This window comes from Roseovarius sp. PS-C2, from assembly GCF_018862045.1.
Taxonomy (GTDB): domain Bacteria; phylum Pseudomonadota; class Alphaproteobacteria; order Rhodobacterales; family Rhodobacteraceae; genus Roseovarius.
In genome coordinates this window covers 328,144-347,715 of the sequence record NZ_JAHKSQ010000006.1, presented here as the reverse complement: position 1 = coordinate 347,715, position 19,572 = coordinate 328,144, and the positions used below count along the sequence as shown (strand labels likewise).

Genomic DNA, 19,572 nt, shown 5'->3' with positions numbered 1-19,572 from the left:
GTGCGCCCTGGCTCTTTTCCGGCGCAAACGCTCAATGACGCGCCACCGCCGCATGCGAAAGGCTGACTCCTCATGCACCTGCTTGCCGCCACTCCGGGACAGATCGACGACGGGCAAGAGCCCGTCGATCCTGGCCAGACCCCGGCGGATGTCGTGTTCGTCTCGGCTGCCGACACGGAACTGGCCGCGCTGTCCGGGGCGCGGGCCGAGATGGAGACGCCCCCGACGCTGCGGTTGACCAACCTGACCCATTTACAGCATCCGATGTCGGTCGACCTGCATCTGGACAATTGCGCGACGAAATCCCGGCTGGTGATCGCGCGGGTACTGGGCGGCGTCGGGTACTGGAAATACGGGGCCGAGCAGTACGCAGCACGGCTTCACGAGGCAGGCCTCCCGCTGGCACTATTGCCCGGCGACGACAAACCCGATGCGGAACTGCGCGGCCTGTCCACCGTGGACGATGCGGATTACGATGCGCTTTGGGCCTATCTGGTCGAAGGCGGCCCCGAGAATGCCATCAATTTCCTGTCTTACACCCGCGCGATGCTGGAGGGTGACGAAAAGCCCGCCGCTGCCAGCCCGCTGTTGCGTGCCGGGGTCTATTGGCCCGGAGCGGGCGTGGCCGATCTGTTGGCGGCGCAGGAGGCATGGAGAGATGGCGCGCCAGTCGTGCCGTTGGTTTTCTACCGGGCGTTGGTGCAAGGCGCGGGACTGAACCCGATCAACCGTCTGGTCAAGTCGCTGCTGCGCGCCGGTCTGAACCCCCTGCCCGTTTTTGTGGCCTCTCTGAAAGACCCGGTTTCGGTCGCGACGCTGGAGCATCTTTTTGGCGCTGCGCCGCCTTCGGTTATCCTGAACTGCACGTCTTTTGCAGTGGGATCGCCCCATACGGGCGATGACAGCCCCGACAACCCCCTGACCATGCCAGCCACCCAAGGGGCGCCGGTGTTCCAGGTGGTATTGGCCGGCTCTGGCGAAGAGGCCTGGGCCGACGGGCTGACCGGGCTTTCGGCCCGCGACATCGCGATGAACGTGGCCCTGCCCGAGGTCGATGGCCGGGTGCTGTCCCGCGCGGTCAGCTTCAAGGGCGAGGCGTTTTTCGACAATGCAACCGAGTGTCCCATCGCCACTTACCGTGCACAAGGCGACCGGGTGGAGTTCGTGGCCGAACTGGCAAAGACCTGGGCCACCCTGCGTGCCACGCCCGAAGACAAGCGCAAGGTTGCGTTGGTGCTGGCGAACTATCCCAACAAGGACGGGCGGCTGGCCAATGGCGTGGGGCTGGATACGCCTGCGGGAACGGTGCATGTGATGCGCTTGCTGCAAGAGGCCGGATATCGGGTGACCGACGCCCCCGAAGACAGCGATGCGCTGATGCAGGCGGTCATGGCCGGGCCGACCAACTGGCTGACCGACCGCGTTTGGCGGCGGGGCGGCGTGCAACTGTCGATGGCCGAATACCAGATCGAGTATGGCCAGTTGCCGTGGCGTTTGCGCGAGGCCATGGAAAGCCGGTGGGGTCCGCCCGAAGCGGACCCGTTCTATACCCCCGGCGAGGTGGATTGCGGCCATTTCGCCCTGTCGGTTCTGGAATTCGGCAATGTGGTCGTGGGCATCCAACCTGCGCGCGGCTATAATATCGACCCGTCCGACACCTACCATTCGCCCGACCTGGTCCCGCCCCATAATTACCTGGCCTTCTACATATGGCTGCGCCACCAGTTCCGTGCGCAGGCCATCGTGCATATGGGCAAGCACGGCAATCTCGAGTGGTTGCCGGGCAAGGCATTGGCCCTGTCAAAGGAGTGCTGGCCCGAGGCGGTGCTGGGACCGATGCCGCATATCTATCCGTTCATCGTCAACGATCCGGGCGAGGGCACGCAGGCCAAGCGCCGTGCGCAGGCCGTGATCATCGACCACCTGACCCCGCCCCTGACCCGCGCAGAAACCTATGGCCCGCTCAAGGATCTGGAGGCCTTGGTCGATGAGTATTACGAGGCGGCGGGCGTCGATCCGCGGCGCATCGACTATCTGCGCCGGGAAATCCTGTCGCTGAGTTCGGCCACGGGGCTGGACAAGGATGTCGGCCTGACCGGGGACGACGACGAAACCGATCTGGCCAAGCTGGATGCCTATCTGTGCGAGTTGAAGGAGGCGCAGATCCGCGACGGGTTGCATATACTCGGGCAGTCTCCGGAAGGCGAGCAAGAGCGGGATCTGGCCATCGCCCTGTTGCGCGTTCCGCGCGGCGAGGGCAAAGGCAGCGAGGCTTCGCTGATCCGGGCCTTGGCAGTGGATTGCGATGTATCCATCGACCCGCTTGATTGTGATATGGCCACCCCCTATGACGGCCCGCGTAATACGATCCTAGAGGGATTGGACGCCGGCCCTTGGCGCAGCAACGGCGACACGGTCGAGCGGCTGGAATTGCTGGCGCAACAGGCGTTCAACTGGGAAGAAGCGCCTGAACAGTTCCAGCAGACGCGCCCGGTGCTGGAAGAGTTGCACAATAAGGTTCTTCCGATCCTGCACGCATGTGGCCCTGACGAGGGGCGCGGGCTACTGACCGCCCTTGCGGGGCGGTTCGTTTCGCCTGCTCCGTCGGGCGCACCGACACGCGGGCGTCTGGATACGCTCCCTACCGGGCGCAATTTCTACAGCGTGGACAGCCGCGCCGTGCCTACGCCCACCGCCTGGGCCCTGGGGTGGAAATCGGCGAATCTGCTGATCGAAAAGCACCTGCAAACGCATGGTGACTGGCCCCGCACGATGTTGTTGACCGCATGGGGCACCGCCAACATGCGCACGGGCGGGGACGATATCGCGCAGGCCATGGCCCTGATGGGGGTGAAACCGAAATGGGACGCCGCCAATCGGCGGGTCACCGGGTTCGAGGTTCTGCCGCAAAGGGTGCTTGGCCGCCCGCGCGTGGACGTCACCCTGCGCATCTCGGGGTTTTTCCGTGATGCCTTTCCCCAGCTTATCACGCTGTTCGACAGCGCCGCGCGCGCGGTGATGAACATGGATGAACCCGAGGATTTGAACCCCGCCGCCAGCCGTGCCCGGATCGAAGGCAACACCACGCGCATCTACGGTGCCAAGCCGGGGGCCTACGGTGCGGGCCTACAGGCGATGATCGACGAACGGTTATGGTCCGACAAGGCCGATCTGGCAGAGGCTTACCTCACATGGGGCAGCTATGCTTATGGCGCACAGGAGGACGGTCGCGCAGACCGCGAAGGGTTTGAAAACCGTCTGCGGCAGACCGAGGCCATCGTGCAAAATCAGGACAACCGTGAACACGACCTGCTGGATTCGGATGATTATTACCAGTTCGAGGGCGGTGCGGCGGCGGCGGTCAGCACCTTGCAGGGGCAGGACCGGCCGATCTATCACAACGACCATTCCCGTCCGGAACGCCCGATCATCCGCACATTGGAGGACGAGATCGGGCGCGTGATCCGATCACGCGTGGTCAACCCGAAATGGATCGAAGGGATCAAGCGGCACGGCTACAAAGGGGCGTTCGAGATCGCGGCGACAGTGGATTACATGTTCGCCTTCGCAGCCACCACCGGCGCGGTACGCAGCCATCACTTCGATATGGTCGAGGCGGCGTTTCTCGAAGACGAAAACACACGCGATTTCATCGAAGAGCACAACGCCCCCGCCCTGCGCGAAATCGCACTGCGCCTGCACGAGGCAATCGAACGGGGCATGTGGATGCCGCGCTCGAACTCGGCGCGCGCACGGATCGAGGCGGTAGTGAAAGGCCGGAGCACGCCATGATCAAGCGGGGCCGAGAACGGGCAAGGAGGCACCCATGATACGAAAAGGTCATTGCCTGTGCGGCGCAGTCACGTTCGAGCTGGACGGCGGCCATAACTGGATCGGACATTGCCATTGCGATAGTTGCCGCCGCGCGACAGGCGCACCTTTGGTCACGTTTGTCGGCCACCCCGACGGCAATTGGCAGTGGACCGAGGCAGAGCCGAAACACTATGAATCCTCGCCCGGCAACCACCGATATTTCTGCGCAACCTGCGGGAGCTCGGTTGCCTACCGTTCAGACCGCGAGCCGGATGAGATGCATTTTCATGCGGTGCTGCTGGACGATCCCGACACGCTGTCACCCGACGAAGTCTTTCACGCGGACGAGCGGCTGTCGTGGGTTCCCGAAGCGCTGCCGGGGTGCCCTCAGGGATAAGGGCGGCATTCCAACGCGCCGTACCCGTCTTTCAGGTCATAGGCATCGCATTCGAGATCCAGCGGGAAAATCGGCCTTGGCGGCGACCCGGCACCGCAATCCAGTCTGGCCACGAAGACCGCCTGATCGCCCTCCAGCCGACTGACGGCGCAACCGCTGACCCGTTCGATCGCGGCCACTGCGCGAGGCGCTACAACAGCGGGGCGCGGCGCCCATTCCATATTCAGCCGGATCGCCTGTGCCCGGTCACCATCCACACGCACGTCAAAGGTGCTTTGATACACCGATATACGTATGGGCTCGGCCCCGCGAAACGCGGGGCCGGGCGTGTTGCAACCTGCGACGAGCAGGCAAATCACCAAAAGCACCGAGTAACGCAACATCACGGCAACATGCGCATAGTCGGTTAACAAATCGTTAGCGCAAGCCTGGGTTCTCCGCGACATTCCACCCCAGATACATAATTTTTCCAGAATGTATCATACATTCCAAATTCACTATGTGAATGCAGGAGCCACCTATGACGCAATGTACCACACGACCCGCTGACACATATTCGCCACTTTACTTTCTCGCGTCTCTTGGCGCGGGGGGATTGGTGGTTACCTTCTTCATGTACCTGATGTTCTGGGTCCCATACCAAGGCCGTCCCGTACCGGTGTTCGAGGACGTGACCGGCGCCCTGGCCTCGGGTGGCCCGGCCTTGCAGGCCGGCATCGTGATTGCGTTGATCGGCATCGCGGCGATGGCCTTTCTGAACGTCAAATTGCTGATCTGGAACGTCGCCGCCTTACGCGCCTTCCAGAAGACCGAAAGCTACGTGGCACTACGCCAAAGCAACGGCGAAACCACCCTGTTGGCGGCGCCGCTGGCCAGTGCGATGACGATCAATGTCGGCTTCATTGTCGGGCTGGTATTCGTGCCTGGCCTTTGGAGTATCGTGGAATACCTGTTCCCGATGGCACTACTGGCCTTTCTGGGCCTCGGAATCTGGGCCTTGCGACTGATCGGCGGTTTTCTGGGCCGCGTGTTGACACAGGGCGGCATCTTCGACGTCACCGCTCACAACTCGTTTGCACAGCTTCTGCCCGCGTTCGCCATCTCGATGGTGGGCGTCGGCCTGGCCGCCCCGTCGGCCATGAGCGGCAACACCGTGACGGTAGGTGTCAGCCTTGTACTGAGCACCTTTTTCGGGGTCACCGCGATCATCTACACGCTGGTCGCCGCGATCACCGGCTTCAACTCGATGCTGCATCACGGCACCGCGAAAGAGGCCGGACCGACCCTGATGGTCGTGGTTCCTATCGTGACCGTTCTGGGTATCCTGTTCATGCGCCAGAACCACGGTCTGCATGTTGTCTTTGACGCCCACGGAACACCCGGTGAAACACTGATCTTCCTGTCCCGTCTGCTGGCAATCGAAGTCCTGTTCCTCGCCCTTGGCCTGCTGGTGCTGAAGAGGCAGGGCTATTGGGCCGAGTTCATTTCGGGCCAGAAAGCCTCGGCCGGGTCTTATGCCCTGATCTGTCCCGGCGTCGCCTTTGCGGTCATGATGCACTTTTTCGTCAACAAGGGGCTGGTGGGCGCCGGTGTGATCGACAAGTTCGGGCTGGCGTTCTGGGGGCTGACAGGCATCGCGATCATCGCGCAATTCATGATGATCTGGCTGGTTCTGAAACTGAACCGCAAACATTTCAGTCGCGTCGTCTCCCCCGCCCCCGTCGCTGCGGAATAACTCAACAGACACCATCAGAAGCATTCAGGGCCGTCCCGCACCGGGCGGCCCTTTTGCATGTGGCACACAGGACCTATGATCGTGCTGAGCAACGCCTAGAAAGCAAATCAAATGATCCTGAATATAACCATCATTCTGGGATTTCAGTTAACCGGCGAGGTGATGACACGCGCGCTGTCACTGCCCCTGCCGGGTCCGGTAACCGGAATGGCCCTGTTGCTGGCCGCATTCCTCATCCGGCCTGAATTGGCCACGCGCGTCCTGCCCACATCGCAGGGGATTTTACAGCACCTGTCACTGCTTTTCGTGCCAGCCGGTGTCGGCGTCGTCAGCCATACGGATGCCCTTGGGGATTCCGGTGTGGCGTTGTTGATAGCCTTGGTGGGCAGCACCGTTCTGGCCCTGGCTGTCGGCGCATTGACCTTTGTCGCTCTCGCCCGCCTGACAGACAACGCCGGATACAGGTCATGACCGATCTGCCCGATATCTGGTCATATCTGCGCGAGGGTCCTCTTTTTTGGCTGACAACCACATTGGTGGCATACCTTGTCGGAGACGGCGCCTATCGCCTGAGTCGCCAAAACCCTTTGGTTAATCCGGTACTGGTCGCCATGCTTCTTTTGGCCGGCATCCTGTGGGCAACGGGGACACCCTACAAAACCTATTTCGAGGGGGCGCAGTTCGTCCACTTCATGCTGGGACCGGCCACCGTTGCCCTTGCCGGGCCGCTTTATAGCAACCTGCACCATGTGCGGCGTGCACTGATCCCAATGGTGGGCGCGTTGATTGCGGGGTCCGGCACGGCTGTGATCTCAGCCTTGTGGATCGCGCAGGCACTTGGCGTCGAAGGCGCGACTCTGGCGTCGCTGGCCCCGAAATCCACGACAGCGCCCGTGGCCATAGGCATTGCCGAACAATTGGGCGGACTGCCGACGCTGACCGCTGCGCTTGTCATCCTGACGGGGATCACCGGTGCCGTGATCGTTACTCCCCTGATGAACCTGATCCGCATCCGTGACTGGCGCGCACGCGGATTCGCGGTTGGCACGGCGGCGCACGGGATCGGTACGGCGCGCGCCTTTCAGGTCAATGAAACCGCAGGGGCATTCGCCGGGATCGGAATGGGACTGAATGCCTTGCTAACCGCGCTGATTGCGCCTTATGTCTTGAGCCTGTTCCAATAAAGGGAAACGCGCCACATGACCGACGACAGCGACCGCCACGCCACCAAGATGGCCAAGAAAAAGGCCGCCCGAGACAAGATCATGGCCACCAAGACCGACGAGAAGGGGCTGATCATCGTTCACACCGGCAAGGGCAAGGGCAAATCCAGTGCGGCCTTCGGGATGATTTTTCGCTGTATCGCCCATGACATGAAATGCGCCGTGGTGCAGTTCATCAAGGGCGGGATGAGCACCGGTGAGCGTGACCTGATCCTGTCGAAGTTTTCCGATAAATGCGCGTTCCACACCATGGGCGAGGGCTTTACCTGGGAAACCCAGGACCGCGACAGGGATATCGAAATGGCGCAGGCGGCATGGGAGAAGGCCAAGGAGCTGATCCGCGACGAGAGCAACAAGATGGTCCTGCTGGACGAAATCAATATCGCCCTGCGTTACGATTATCTGGATATCGACGAGGTGGTACAATTTCTGGCCGAAGAAAAGCCGCACATGACTCATGTCGTTCTGACCGGGCGCAATGCCAAGGACGAGTTGATCGAGATCGCCGATCTGGTCACCGAGATGGAACTGGTCAAGCACCCGTTCCGTTCGGGCGTCAAGGCGCAGATCGGGGTGGAATACTGAATGTCCAAACATCGCGTCCTGACCGAATTCGGCATGGGAACGTCGCTGCGCCGCGGTGACTATACACAGGCGGCCAGACGTGCGGTGCAGGAAGCGCTGTGGCGCAATTCCATCAACATGGCCGAACTATATGGTTTCGATAAATCGGCAATGATCCTTGATGTCGAGATCGCCGTGCAGCAGCCCGAAGCGGTGGATACCAAGGCGGTGGCAGAAGTCTTCCCCTACGGGCAGGTCAGCGTTACCGCCACGACGGGTGGTCTGGACATCCCGCGCCCCGAGGGGACAGGCACCCCCACGGTCATCGCCAACGCGGCGATTTCCGTCAGTTTCATGATGGAGCGGATAGATGTCTGAGCGGCGGGTAATCATAGAAATGGGCATGGGCAACGATCTGCACGGGATGGACTATCAAAAGGCCGCCGCACGGGCGATCGAGGATGCGATACGTCACTCAACCCTGCCAATCTTTGAAGCGACCGGGCTGGATCATGCGAAGATGCGCGTTCAGGTCACGGTGGGCGTACAGGCACCGGACAAACTGAATACCGGAGAATTGGCCGATGGCCTGCCGCGCGGGATTGCCACGGTCCGCGCGGTCAAGGGTGGACAAGACCTAACCAATCCCGAAACCGGTGAGACACTGGTGATTGCGACGGCGGCGGTCGAAGCCTTCCTGCCCGATCAGATTGGAGTTTGGCGATTGTCGGAAGCCTGACCATCGCGCCGCTTGTCGGGCTTGCGTTCCGGTCATACAATCTGACCAGTTGTATCAGGATCGCGCCATGCCGTTTGAACGTGTCACACCGGAAAAATTATCCACTGCCGTCACCCGCCAGATCGAGAAGCTGATCCTGCGGGGCATCCTGCGGCCGGGCGAGCGCCTGCCGTCGGAACGCGAACTGGCGGAACGGTTGGGGGTATCACGCCCCTCGCTGCGCGAGGCGGTGGCCGATCTGCAAGACAAGGGTCTGCTCGTCACCCGTGCGGGGGCGGGGGTTTTCGTGGCCGATGTTCTGGGCAGCGCCTTTTCGCCCGCCCTGATCCGGCTGTTTGCCGATCATGACGAGGCCGTATTCAACTACATCGCTTTTCGCCGCGATCTGGAAGGGCTGGCGGCTGAACGCGCTGCACGGCTGGCCTCGGACACCGATCTGAAGGTCATTCAGACGGTGTTCGACAAGATGGAAACGGCCCATACCAAACCCAACCCCAAGGACGAGGCGCGCCTGGACGCCGAGTTTCACATGGGAATCATCGAGGCCAGCCATAACGTGGTCATGCTGCACATGATGCGCTCGATGTTCGAACTGCTGCAGCAGGGCGTTTTCTATAACCGTCAGGTCATGTTCAAACAGCGCACGACACGCGGAGCCTTGCTGGATCAACACCGGGCGATCAACACCGCCCTGCAGGCCCGAGATACCGAAGCGGCCCGCGCCGCTGTGATTGCGCATCTCGATTTCGTCGAACAAGCCCTTGCCGATCAGCAAAAGGCCGAGCGGCACGAATCCATCGCGAAAAAGCGGCTTGATCACGAAAAAACGCGCTGACGCCGTCTCCGCGACCGCCGGAAAATTCTCGTTGGCGACAAGGCTGAGGGGCCAAGGCCCTGCAAAATAACTTATTTTTGTGCTAAAATTTTACCGTTTGATAAAAATAAAATCCGTGGAATACTGATCGTACATAACCAACATGTGGAGGCCCCCGTGAGTGACACCGCATTGACCCCAGGTATCAGGGCCGGCCGGCTGGATGCCGCCGCCTATGACGAAAACTTCGGTGATCTGCACCCCAGGCTGGACGATCACGAGGCACTGGTCGCGGCCGACCGCTGCTACTTCTGCCACGACGCACCCTGCGTGACCGCCTGCCCGACGGATATCGACATCCCGCTGTTCATCCGCCAGATCGCCACGGGCACGCCCGAGGCAGCAGCCAAAACGATCCTGAGCCAGAATATCCTGGGCGGGATGTGCGCCCGCGTATGCCCGACGGAAACCCTGTGCGAAGAGGCCTGCGTGCGCGAAACCGCCGAGAGCAAGCCGGTCCTCATTGGTCAGCTTCAACGCTACGCCACCGATGTGTTGATGGATCAGGGCAGCCATCCCTTTGCTCGCTCCGAGGCAACAGGCAAACGCATTGCTGTCGTGGGCGCTGGCCCTGCCGGTCTGTCCTGTGCGCACCGGCTGGCCATGCGCGGCCATGACGTGACCGTGTTCGACGGGCGTGCCAAACCCGGTGGGCTGAACGAATACGGCATTGCAGCCTACAAGTCGGTCGATCATTTTGCCGAACGCGAGGTCGAGTGGCTGTTGCAGGTCGGCGGGATCACCGTCGAGACCGGCAAGCGCCTTGGCGGCGGGCTGACGCTGAAACAACTGCAAGCCGATCATGACGCTGTGTTTCTCGGTATCGGCCTTGGTGGCGTGAACGCGCTTGGCCTCGACGCCGAAGACAAGGATGGCATCGCGAACGCCGTGGATTTCATCGCGGACCTGCGCCAGGCCAGCGATCTGGCCAAGCTGCCCGTGGGGCGTGATGTGGTGGTGATCGGCGGCGGCATGACGGCAGTGGACGCCGCTGTGCAAGCGAAACTCCTGGGCGCGCTCAACGTCAGCCTTGTTTATCGTCGCGGACGCGATCGGATGAACGCCAGCACGTTCGAACAGGATCTGGCGGCCTCCAAAGGTGTGCGGATCATTACCAACGCGCAGCCGATTGCGATACATGGCAACGGCGCGGTGCGTGAGGCCGAGTTCGAATATACCGACGACGATCTCAAACCCACCGGCCAGACCTTCCGCCTGCCCGCAGATCAGGTGTTCAAGGCCATCGGCCAGACGCTGGACGGCGATGGTTTACCCGACCTCGACGGGCGCAAGATCGCCGTCACCGACACGGGCCGCACCAGTATCGCCGGGGTCTGGGCCGGAGGCGACTGCGCGGCAGGTGGCGACGACCTGACCGTCACCGCCGTGGCCGAAGGGCGCGACGCCGCCGAGGACATCCACGCCAGCCTGATGGGCTGAGCGCAATCATAAAACAGGGAGATCAGCGACATGGCCAATCTCGAATCGAACTTCATCGGCATCAAATCGCCCAATCCATTCTGGCTGGCCTCGGCCCCGCCGACCGACAAGGAATACAACGTCCGGCGCGCCTTTGACGCCGGATGGGGCGGCGTCGTGTGGAAAACTCTGGGCGAAGAAGGCCCGCCCGTGGTCAATGTCAACGGTCCGCGCTATGGTGCGATCTGGGGTGCGGACCGCCGCCTGTTGGGGCTCAACAATATCGAGTTGATCACCGACCGCCCCTTGCAGACCAACCTTGACGAGATGACCCGCGTCAAGCGCGATTACCCCGACCGCGCCCTGATCGCCAGCCTGATGGTGCCGGTCAACGAGGACAGCTGGAAAGACATCCTGTCGCGCGTGATCGACACGGGCTGCGACGGTGTGGAACTGAATTTCGGCTGCCCCCACGGGATGAGCGAACGCGGGATGGGCAGCGCTGTGGGACAGGTGCCCGAATACGTGCAGATGGTCACCGAATGGTGCAAGAAGCACTCCAACCTGCCCGTCATCGTGAAACTGACACCCAATATCTCGGACATCCGCAAACCGGCGCAGGCCGCCAAGGATGGGGGCGCGGATGCGGTCAGCCTGATCAACACGATCAACTCGATCACCACGGTCGACCTGGACCTGTTCGCACCGAAGCCCACCATCGACGGGCAGGGCGCGCATGGCGGCTATTGCGGCCCGGCCGTCAAACCCATTGCGCTGAACATGGTCGCCGAGATCGCCCGCGACCCTGCACTGAAGGGGCTACCCATCTCGGGCATCGGCGGTGTCACCACATGGCGCGATGCCGCCGAATTCATGGCGCTTGGCGCGGGCAACGTGCAGGTCTGCACCGCCGCCATGACATATGGCTTCAAGATCGTGCAGGAAATGATCTCGGGGCTGTCGCAATATCTGGACGAAAAGGGCTTTGCCTCGGTCGACGATCTGGTGGGCCGCGCCGTGCCCAACGTGGTGAACTGGCAGGATCTGAACCTGAACTACATCACCAAGGCCCGCATTGATCAGGAAGCGTGCATCAAATGTGGCCGCTGCTTTGCCGCCTGCGAGGACACCAGCCATCAGGCGATCTCCATGTCCGATGACCGCACCTTTGACGTGATCGACGAAGAATGCGTGGCCTGCAACCTGTGCGTCAATGTCTGCCCGATCGAAGGGTGCATCACGATGGAGCGCCTGCCCGCCGGCGAGATCGACCCGCGCACCGGCAAACCCGTCAGCGACGATTACGCCAACTGGACAACGCATCCCAACAATCCGATGAAATGCGCCGCTGAATGACCGGGATGGCGGCGGGTCAGTCCTCGCCGCCATCCAGCCATGTCAGGATCGTGGCCCGGTCCCCATCCAGATCGGGTGCCGGTCTCCGATCCGGGCGCTCTTCGAGACCGCTCAGCTTGATAGGGTTGCCAGCCGTGGTGTAGGCTGGCTGCCCCGCATGATCCAGCACATCCACCACCATGTTGCGGGCAAGGATCTGCGGATCCTGCATGACCTCGGCGACGTTCTGAATCGGCCCTGTCGGCACCCCGGCGGCTTCCAGCGTTTCGATCCAGTAAGCCTTGGTGTTGTCCAAGGTGACCGCCTCGATCAGCCGCTTCAGAAGGCGTGCGTTTTCACACCGCGCCGGGTTGGTGGCAAACCGCGGATCGTCGGCCAGTGGCAGGCCGAGCGTCTCGCACAACCGTTCAAACAACACATCATTGCCCGCCGCGATCACGAACATCCCATCCGACGCATGAAAGGTTTCAAAGGGTGTGATCGATGGATGCCGCGCCCCTGTCGGCCCCGGCGGCGTGCCGGTGACCGAGGTAATCGCGACGGCATGTTCCAGAATAGCCAGTTGCCCATCCAGCATGCCGACATCCACCTTACGGCCCAGCCCTGTGCGCTCGCGCTCGTAAAGTGCGGCAAGCACGCCTTGCAGCATGAACATACCCGCCACGATATCCCCGATGCTGGCCCCCACGCGCACCGGCTCGCGATCTTTCTCGCCAGTGATCGACATGACACCGCCTCGCGCCTGCACCACCATGTCATAAGCCGGGCGCAGCGCGTCGGGGCCGGTATGACCGAATCCGCTGACCGCGCCATAAATCAAACCCGGATGCCGGGCATGCAACGTATCCCAGCCATAGCCCAGTTTTTCCATCGTTCCGGGCCGGTAGTTTTCCAGGATCACATCCGCCCGCGCCAGCAGCCGTTCGAACAATGCCCGGTCCTGTTCGGCCTTCAGGTCCAGGGCGATGGATTGCTTGCCGTGATTCAGCGCCGCGAAATATGCGCTTTTGTCATTCTTGAACGGTGGAAAAGCGCGGGTATCGTCCCCCGTGCCGGGGCGTTCCACCTTGATCACCTTCGCCCCCAGATCGACCATGGTCATCGAGGCGAACGGACCGGCCAGAACATGGGTCAGGTCCAGCACGGTGATGTTATCCAACGGGGCTGTCATGCGCGTTCTCCCATATTGTCTCGGTCCCTGACTACAGCAGCAGCGTAACGATGCCCTGACACGGATCAAGCCATGCCCGACTTGCCAAACCAACACAATCGGTGCAGGTCACGAATGCGGCGACGGAATTGAAATTGCGAACAGGTTCAGCAAGGTTGACGGCAACAGGGCACAATAAATGATCTGGACGATTCTCGGTATACTGGCCGGGCTGATGGGTCTGTGGCTATGGATAACGACGCGCTATATCGTGCGCGCCACCCAGGGCACGCCGATCCCGCCGCGCCCCGGCACGGCGTTGCTGTTGATCGAAACGCAGGATGCGTTCTGGACCGACCGGCATCATGACACCCCGACACGTTCACGGGTCGAGGCGGCCATTTCACGCGAGGTTGAACTTGCCCGGCATCGCGATCAGCCCGTCATCGCACTCAGGCAGGAATGGGGAGGCATCGCACCGCGCCTGATCGCGCGCTTCACCCGGCCCGGTGCGCCGTTCAGACATGGACGCAACGTGGCACTGGCGCCCCCGTTCCAGGGCATGGCGGACCATGTTGTCGTCAAGCGGGTGGAAGACGGGTTTGAAACCGGTGAACTGGATACACTGCTGGAGGTGCTGCTGGTCGGTCGCCTGCGCATCGCCGGTCGGGACGGTATTGAAGCGGTCGCGCGCACCGCACAAGCCGCCCTCAATCGCGGCTATGAGGTTGAACTGATCCGCGATGCCATCGCCGCCAGCGACGACCAGGCATTCAGAGCCGTACAAGAGGCGTTGGGCAGTCAGGGCGCACGCGTCATCTGATGCCGAAACGCCATGCGCCCCTGTTACCGCGCCCCGCAAGGTCAGCACGGATCAACCGCGGCGAATATCCGCGCCAAGCGCCGCCATGAGCGGTTCAAATACCGGGAATGAAGTCGCGATCGGCCCACCATCGTCCACGCTGACAGGCGATTGAGACGCAAGCCCCATGACAAGGAATGACATTGCAATCCGGTGATCGAGATGGCTGGCGCAGGTGGCCCCACCCGGCACGTTCCCCTGCCCCCGGCCATGCACGATCCACCAATCGGGACCGTCCTCGACCTCGACGCCATTGGCGCGCAGGCCGGTGGCCATTGCCTCGATACGATCCGATTCCTTGACTCGCAATTCCTTGACGCCGCGCATAACGGTCTGCCCCTCGGCGAAGGCCGCAACGACCGACAGAACCGGGTATTCGTCGATCATCGAAGCCGCGCGTTCGGGCGGCACCTCGATCCCCTTCATATCGGGCGAGAACCGTGCACGCAGATCGGCGACCGGCTCGCCCCCTTCTTCGCGTTCGTTTTCATAACTCAGGTCGGCGCCCATTTCGCGCAGCGTGGTGAACAGGCCCGCGCGCGTGGGGTTCAGCCCGATATTCGGCACCAGCACATCCGATCCTTCGGTGATCAGCGCGGCGCAAACCGGAAACGCCGCCGAGGACGGATCACGCGGGACGGCAATGGTTTGCGGGGTCAGTTCGGGCTGACCGGTCAGGGTGATGACTCGGCCTTCGTCGGTGTCTTCAGTGGTGATTTCAGCGCCGAACCCGGCAAGCATCCGTTCGGTATGATCGCGCGTGGCCTCGTGTTCGATCACCACGGTCTGCCCCGGCGCGTTCAAGCCCGCCAGCAGCACGGCGGATTTCACCTGGGCCGAAGGCACCGGCACGGTATAGCGCACCGGCAAAGGATCATGCGCACCGACGATGGTCATCGGCAGCCGCCCCCCGGAACGGCCCACCGCCTGCGCCCCGAACAGCGCCAGCGGATCGGTGACCCGCGCCATCGGGCGTTTGTTCAGGCTGGCATCGCCGGTGAAGGTTGCCGCGATCGGCGATGTGGCCATCGCCCCCATGATCAGCCGCACACCCGTGCCGGAATTCCCGCAATCAATTACCTGATCGGGTTCGGCAAATCCGCCGACACCCACACCGTGCACCCGCCATGTGCCATCGTCATCGCGCACGACCTCGGCGCCCATGGCCTGCATGGCCTTGGCGGTGTCCAACACATCCTGCCCTTCCAGCAACCCCGTGATCACGGTTTCGCCGACCGACAGCGCACCAAGGATCAGGGAGCGGTGCGAGATCGACTTGTCGCCGGGAACCTCGGCCGTACCGTTCAGAGTCGCGGAACGGTGAGAGGACATCGGAATGGGGGTGCCGTGGCCGGACATGGGCGCGCCTTTCGTCAATGGATCACGAGCCTGATAGCGCAAGCATCGCGCGGCGTCCATCGGCCATGGCGCATGCACCCGAGAGCACGCCGCAGACGGCCTTCAACGAGAGTATTCGGGGACAATGAAACGGACGGGCCACGCCGAAATGCGGCGACCCGTCCATCGGGTCAGCCTTGCGCGGCAGTCACCAGAAATTCGACTTTGTAGTCGGGCGTGGCCAGCTTTGCTTCGCCGCAGGCGCGCGCCGGTGCGTGACCTTCGGGCACCCAGGCATCCCATACCGCATTCATCTCGGCGAAATCGGCCATATCGGCAAGCCAGATGGTGCATTGCAGGATGCGCGTGGCATCCGATCCGGCTTCGGCCAGCAGCTTTTCCATATTTTCAATACAGGTCCTGGTCTGCTCCGCCACGCTGTCGCCGGGGTTGCCGACCTGACCTGCCAGATAGACCGTACCGTTATGGGTAACGATCTGGCTCATGCGTTGGCCCACATGGGCACGGGTGATATCGCTCATCTCAAGCTGTCCTTTCGGGTTATTGGAATCGGTCGGGCGAAAGTGCCCGTATTGTTTCATCGGCAATCTCTGCGACGCCACCCGTGATCAGGGTCGCCGTCAAACGGGCCAGTGCCGGGGCCGTTTGTACGCCATACCCGCCCTGCCCTGCCAGCCAGAAAAATCCTTCGGCTTGCGGGGCAAATCCGACCACCGGTGAGCGATCAGGCGCGAAACTGCGCAAACCGGCCCAACTGTGCTCTACCCGTGTCACCGGGATCGTCACGGCCTGCTCGAACCGATGAAGGCCCTCGGCCAGCACCATATCGTCGACCCAGGCGTCATGCGGCTCGACAGGGTCTTCGTCGGCGGGCGAAACCATCAGTTTCCCGGCATCGGGTTTCGCGTACCAGGATTCCGAGGCCGACACGACCACCGGCCAGCTTTCTACATCATACCCGTCAGGCGCGGGAATAATGGCCGCCGAGCGGCGGAACGGCTGTATGCCCACTGGTGAAACGCCCGCCATCCGTGCAACCTGATCCGCCCACGCCCCCGAGGCGTTGACGATCACCGGGGCGGTCAGGGTTTGGCCCCCGACACCGACCTGCCAGGCAGAATGACCTCGGCTGATGGCGTGCACCGGCGCACCGGTGACAACCTGCCCACCACGCGCCTTGAAAAGACGGGCATAGCCCTGCAACATGCGGTCCACGTCGATATTCTGCGCATCCGGTTCAATGGCCGCCGCCGCGATACGGTCACGCCGCAGGATGGGCACCATTTTCACGGCCTCGTCCGGGGCAAGTGGTTCGATGCCGGTCGCCCCTGCGCAATAGCTGTCCAGCTCGTCCTGTTCCTCTTCCGTGGCGATCATCAATTCGCCACGCGGCGACAGCAAGGAATGGTCCGATACACCTTCTGGTGCCTCCAGCAACGGCGCGGCAGCGGCATTGAGCGCCCGCAGCGTGGCATTGCCATAGTTGCGAATGAACACCGCCGCCGAGCGACCGGTGGAATGGTATCCAAGCTGCGCCTCACCCTCGATCAACGTGACCCGCGCAAAGGCCGCCAGTTCAGCCGCCGCGCTGACACCGGCGATCCCGCCGCCGATCACGATGATATCGGGATGCTGGCTCATGCCGCTTCGAACCCGGTCAGCACCGAGGTCAGGTTTTCGCCCAGTTCGTCACACAAATAGCCGCCCTCCTGCACGAACAATGTGGGCAATTCGAGCCCGGCAATCGCCGCCCCGATCCGCGCGAAACCGGGGGTGGTGACGGCGAAGCCCTGGAACGGATCGCCCTCAAAGGCGTCGAGGCCAAGGGCCACCACCACGACATCGGCCCCGAAGGCCACGATCCGATCCAGCGCGACATCGAGCGATTTCAGGTAAGCGTCGTCATCGGTTCCGCGCGGCAGCGGCAGGTTAAGGTTATAGCCAAGCCCGCGCCCTTCGCCGCGTTCATCGGCATGACCCCAGAAGAACGGATAGAACCGCGCCGGATCGGCATGAAGCGAGAGAGTCAACACATCGTCGCGATCATAAAAAATGCCTTGCGTGCCGTTTCCGTGATGCACATCCACATCCAGAATGGCAGGCCGCAACCCCTTGGCGCGCAAACGCTCCGCGGCGATCCCGGAATTGTTCAGAAAACAGAACCCACCGGCCATATCGCCATAGGCATGATGCCCTGGCGGGCGCGACAGGGCATAAGCCGCACGCTCACCAGCCGCCAGCAGATCCGCGCCGGTTATTGCCACCTGCGCCGACCAATAGGCCGCCTCCCATGTGCCTTCCCCGATCGGACAGGCCGTATCGGCCTGATGAAACCCCGCCTGCCCCACGGCGGATCGCGGATAATTGTCGGTTCTGTTGGCGGGGTGCACATTCGGAATCACCTCGGCCCCGGCATTGGGAATACGTTGCCAGCGTTCATAGATATTTTGCAGGAACACCAGGTATTCCGGGGAGTGCAGCGCGGCGATCGGCCCCATACCCGCATCGTCGCTGCCCTGCATGGTGCAGCCTGCGGCTTGCGCGCCTGCTGTCAGCTTCTCGATACGGGCGGATTGCTCGGGACTTGGCATAACCTTGCCGTTGGCCATGAAGTGCTTGGGGTCATGTCGCCATTGACGGTCGTCGAAAATCGCTTTCATCCTGCATCCCTCATCAGTTGTCCAAGACCTTCGGCACTCAGTTTCATGACCGAAGCCCCGGTATCCGCTTTGAACCCCAATCGCTCATAAAACCGCCGCGACCGGGGCGAGGTATGGTAGACGGCTAATGTCAGCCAATTGGCGCCCCAAAGCTGCCCCGCCCGCCGGGCGGCGGACGCCAGCAAGCGAGGCCCCAATCCCATTCCTCGAGCCTCATCCGACACCCAAAGATCGGAAACGTAAAGCCCCGGCGCGCCCCGGACGGTCGAAAAAACCGGGCTGAACAAGACCGCACCGCACAATGCCGCCCCTTCGAGCGCGACTATCCCGTGCGCCGACGGACAGGCCCCGCGCAACGCCGTGGTCAGGGCATCGTGGCCCGCGACATGATCATCCCCCAAATCCGCGCTGAGACAGCGCAGGGCCTTGTCCAGAAGCGCCACGTCCTCATCGCTTTGAACCCTACGAAAGCAAACCTCGGACATCGGATCAGATCGCCGTCCTGTCGCGGCCTTTCAGGCCCAGCATCGCACGCGCGTCCTCGGGCGAGGCCACCGTGCGTCCCAGGTCTTCGACGATACGACGAATCCTGGCGACCTGCTGCGCGTTGCTTTCGGCCAGTTGTCCGCGTGCGATGCTCAGGCTGTCCTCCAGCCCGACACGGACATGCCCGCCCATGGCCGCCGCCATGGTCGTCAGCGGTATCTGATGCCGCCCCGCAGCAAGAACCGAGAACATGTAGTCATCGCCAAACAGCTTGTCCGCGATGCGGATCATATGCGTCAGGTTCTCCGGGTCCGGCCCCATCCCGCCCAAAACGCCAAAGACAAATTGAATGAACAACGGCGCACGCACCAGGCCGCGGTCCACGAAGTGTTTCAGCATATAGAGATGAGACAAATCATAACACTCGAACTCGAAACGTGCGCCGCGCTCTTCGCCCAGTTCCGTGAGTATGCGGGTGATATCGCGGGGCGTGTTCTTGAACACCAGATCGTCAGTGCCTTCCAGAAACGGCTTCTCCCAGTCGTTTTTCCAATCGCTGATGCGGTCGGCCATCGGGTAAAGCGCAAAGTTCATCGAGCCCATGTTGAGCGAGGCCATTTCCGGTTCGGCCCGTTTGGGGGCCGCCAGTCGCTGATCGAGGGTCATGATCGCGCTGCCGCCCGTGGACAGGTTCAGCACCGCATCGCAGGCCTGGTGAATACGCGGCAGGAAGGCCATGAAGTGTTCTTCCGCCGCCGACGGTTGCCCGGTTTCCGGATCGCGCGCATGCAGATGCAGGATGGAGGCCCCGGCCTCGGCCGCGCCGACGGCCTGTTCGGTGATCTGCTCGGCGGTGACCGGCAGATAGGGCGACATCGACGGAGTATGTATCGACCCCGTGACGGCGCAGGTGATTATGATGCCTGACATGGGCT

At 62.4% G+C, this 19,572-nt stretch carries 20 protein-coding genes; 12 read left to right on the top strand and 8 right to left on the bottom strand.

What is annotated here, in order from left to right; all coding sequences use genetic code 11:
* Positions 1-72 precede the first annotated feature (72 nt).
* Complete coding sequence (gene cobN, locus KPG71_RS13890) at positions 73-3,792, top strand: cobaltochelatase subunit CobN (RefSeq protein ID WP_216338589.1); 3,720 nt, start codon at positions 73-75, stop codon at positions 3,790-3,792.
* A gap of 34 nt (positions 3,793-3,826) precedes the next feature.
* Entirely contained in the window at positions 3,827-4,210 is a 384-nt protein-coding gene (locus KPG71_RS13885) for a GFA family protein (protein WP_216338588.1), read from the top strand.
* Here KPG71_RS13885 and KPG71_RS13880 read toward each other — a convergent pair.
* Positions 4,201-4,593 (bottom strand): hypothetical protein, encoded by a 393-nt coding sequence (locus KPG71_RS13880; RefSeq protein ID WP_216338587.1) that lies wholly within the window; start codon positions 4,591-4,593, stop codon positions 4,201-4,203. The two genes, KPG71_RS13885 and KPG71_RS13880, sit on opposite strands and share 10 nt — an antisense overlap.
* A 215-nt stretch (positions 4,594-4,808) precedes the next feature.
* Here KPG71_RS13880 and KPG71_RS13875 point away from each other — a divergent pair, with 215 nt between their 5' ends.
* The 9 genes from KPG71_RS13875 (at position 4,809) to preA (ending at position 12,120) form a co-directional block, all read left to right on the top strand.
* The gene (locus KPG71_RS13875; RefSeq protein ID WP_367397353.1) at positions 4,809-5,945 is read left to right on the top strand and encodes a hypothetical protein; all 1,137 of its coding nucleotides are present in this window, start codon (positions 4,809-4,811) and stop codon (positions 5,943-5,945) included.
* Between the two features lie 111 nt (positions 5,946-6,056).
* Positions 6,057-6,416: a CidA/LrgA family protein gene (locus KPG71_RS13870; RefSeq protein ID WP_216338585.1), complete on the top strand. Its 360-nt coding sequence runs from the start codon at positions 6,057-6,059 to the stop codon at positions 6,414-6,416.
* On the top strand, positions 6,413-7,129 hold the full coding sequence (locus tag KPG71_RS13865; RefSeq protein ID WP_216338584.1) for an LrgB family protein: 717 nt from the start codon (positions 6,413-6,415) through the stop codon (positions 7,127-7,129). Before KPG71_RS13870 ends, KPG71_RS13865 begins: the two co-directional genes overlap by 4 nt.
* A gap of 15 nt (positions 7,130-7,144) precedes the next feature.
* A complete protein-coding gene (gene cobO / locus KPG71_RS13860; protein ID WP_216338583.1) occupies positions 7,145-7,753 on the top strand; it encodes a cob(I)yrinic acid a,c-diamide adenosyltransferase in 609 nt (202 codons plus the stop codon).
* Positions 7,754-8,110, top strand: a complete 357-nt coding sequence (locus tag KPG71_RS13855; protein WP_216338582.1) for a Lin0512 family protein — start codon at positions 7,754-7,756, stop codon at positions 8,108-8,110.
* On the top strand, positions 8,103-8,471 hold the full coding sequence (locus KPG71_RS13850; protein ID WP_216338581.1) for a Lin0512 family protein: 369 nt from the start codon (positions 8,103-8,105) through the stop codon (positions 8,469-8,471). The genes KPG71_RS13855 and KPG71_RS13850 overlap by 8 nt, the downstream gene beginning before the upstream one ends.
* 67 nt (positions 8,472-8,538) lie before the next feature.
* Positions 8,539-9,306, top strand: a complete 768-nt coding sequence (locus KPG71_RS13845) for a FadR/GntR family transcriptional regulator (RefSeq protein WP_216338580.1) — start codon at positions 8,539-8,541, stop codon at positions 9,304-9,306.
* Positions 9,307-9,462: 156 nt separating this feature from the next.
* Entirely contained in the window at positions 9,463-10,785 is a 1,323-nt protein-coding gene (locus KPG71_RS13840) for an NAD(P)-dependent oxidoreductase (RefSeq protein ID WP_216338579.1), read from the top strand.
* Positions 10,786-10,815: 30 nt separating this feature from the next.
* Positions 10,816-12,120 (top strand): NAD-dependent dihydropyrimidine dehydrogenase subunit PreA, encoded by a 1,305-nt coding sequence (gene preA / locus KPG71_RS13835; protein ID WP_216338578.1) that lies wholly within the window; start codon positions 10,816-10,818, stop codon positions 12,118-12,120.
* A gap of 16 nt (positions 12,121-12,136) precedes the next feature.
* Here the strand turns inward: preA and KPG71_RS13830 are convergent, their stop codons facing one another.
* Positions 12,137-13,291 carry a CaiB/BaiF CoA-transferase family protein gene (locus KPG71_RS13830; RefSeq protein ID WP_216338577.1) on the bottom strand — a complete coding sequence of 385 codons (1,155 nt, stop codon included), beginning with the start codon at positions 13,289-13,291 and terminating at the stop codon, positions 12,137-12,139.
* 178 nt (positions 13,292-13,469) lie between these two features.
* Between KPG71_RS13830 and KPG71_RS13825 the strand changes: the two genes are divergently transcribed.
* On the top strand, positions 13,470-14,093 hold the full coding sequence (locus KPG71_RS13825) for a cysteine hydrolase family protein (protein ID WP_216338576.1): 624 nt from the start codon (positions 13,470-13,472) through the stop codon (positions 14,091-14,093).
* Positions 14,094-14,144: 51 nt separating this feature from the next.
* Here KPG71_RS13825 and aroA read toward each other — a convergent pair whose 3' ends face one another.
* From aroA to KPG71_RS13795, 6 genes are all read right to left on the bottom strand, one after another.
* Complete coding sequence (aroA, locus tag KPG71_RS13820; RefSeq protein WP_216338575.1) at positions 14,145-15,491, bottom strand: 3-phosphoshikimate 1-carboxyvinyltransferase; 1,347 nt, start codon at positions 15,489-15,491, stop codon at positions 14,145-14,147.
* Positions 15,492-15,661: 170 nt separating this feature from the next.
* Positions 15,662-16,012: a RidA family protein gene (locus KPG71_RS13815; protein ID WP_073034097.1), complete on the bottom strand. Its 351-nt coding sequence runs from the start codon at positions 16,010-16,012 to the stop codon at positions 15,662-15,664.
* A 19-nt stretch (positions 16,013-16,031) separates the two neighbouring features.
* On the bottom strand, positions 16,032-17,132 hold the full coding sequence (locus KPG71_RS13810) for an FAD-binding oxidoreductase (RefSeq protein WP_216338574.1): 1,101 nt from the start codon (positions 17,130-17,132) through the stop codon (positions 16,032-16,034).
* Complete coding sequence (locus KPG71_RS13805) at positions 17,129-18,151, bottom strand: histone deacetylase family protein (RefSeq protein WP_216338573.1); 1,023 nt, start codon at positions 18,149-18,151, stop codon at positions 17,129-17,131. The genes KPG71_RS13810 and KPG71_RS13805 overlap by 4 nt, the downstream gene beginning before the upstream one ends.
* Positions 18,148-18,636, bottom strand: a complete 489-nt coding sequence (locus tag KPG71_RS13800; protein WP_216338572.1) for a GNAT family N-acetyltransferase — start codon at positions 18,634-18,636, stop codon at positions 18,148-18,150. Before KPG71_RS13800 ends, KPG71_RS13805 begins: the two co-directional genes overlap by 4 nt.
* A gap of 4 nt (positions 18,637-18,640) precedes the next feature.
* The gene (locus KPG71_RS13795) at positions 18,641-19,567 is read right to left on the bottom strand and encodes a 3-keto-5-aminohexanoate cleavage protein (RefSeq protein ID WP_216338571.1); all 927 of its coding nucleotides are present in this window, start codon (positions 19,565-19,567) and stop codon (positions 18,641-18,643) included.
* Positions 19,568-19,572 lie beyond the last annotated feature (5 nt).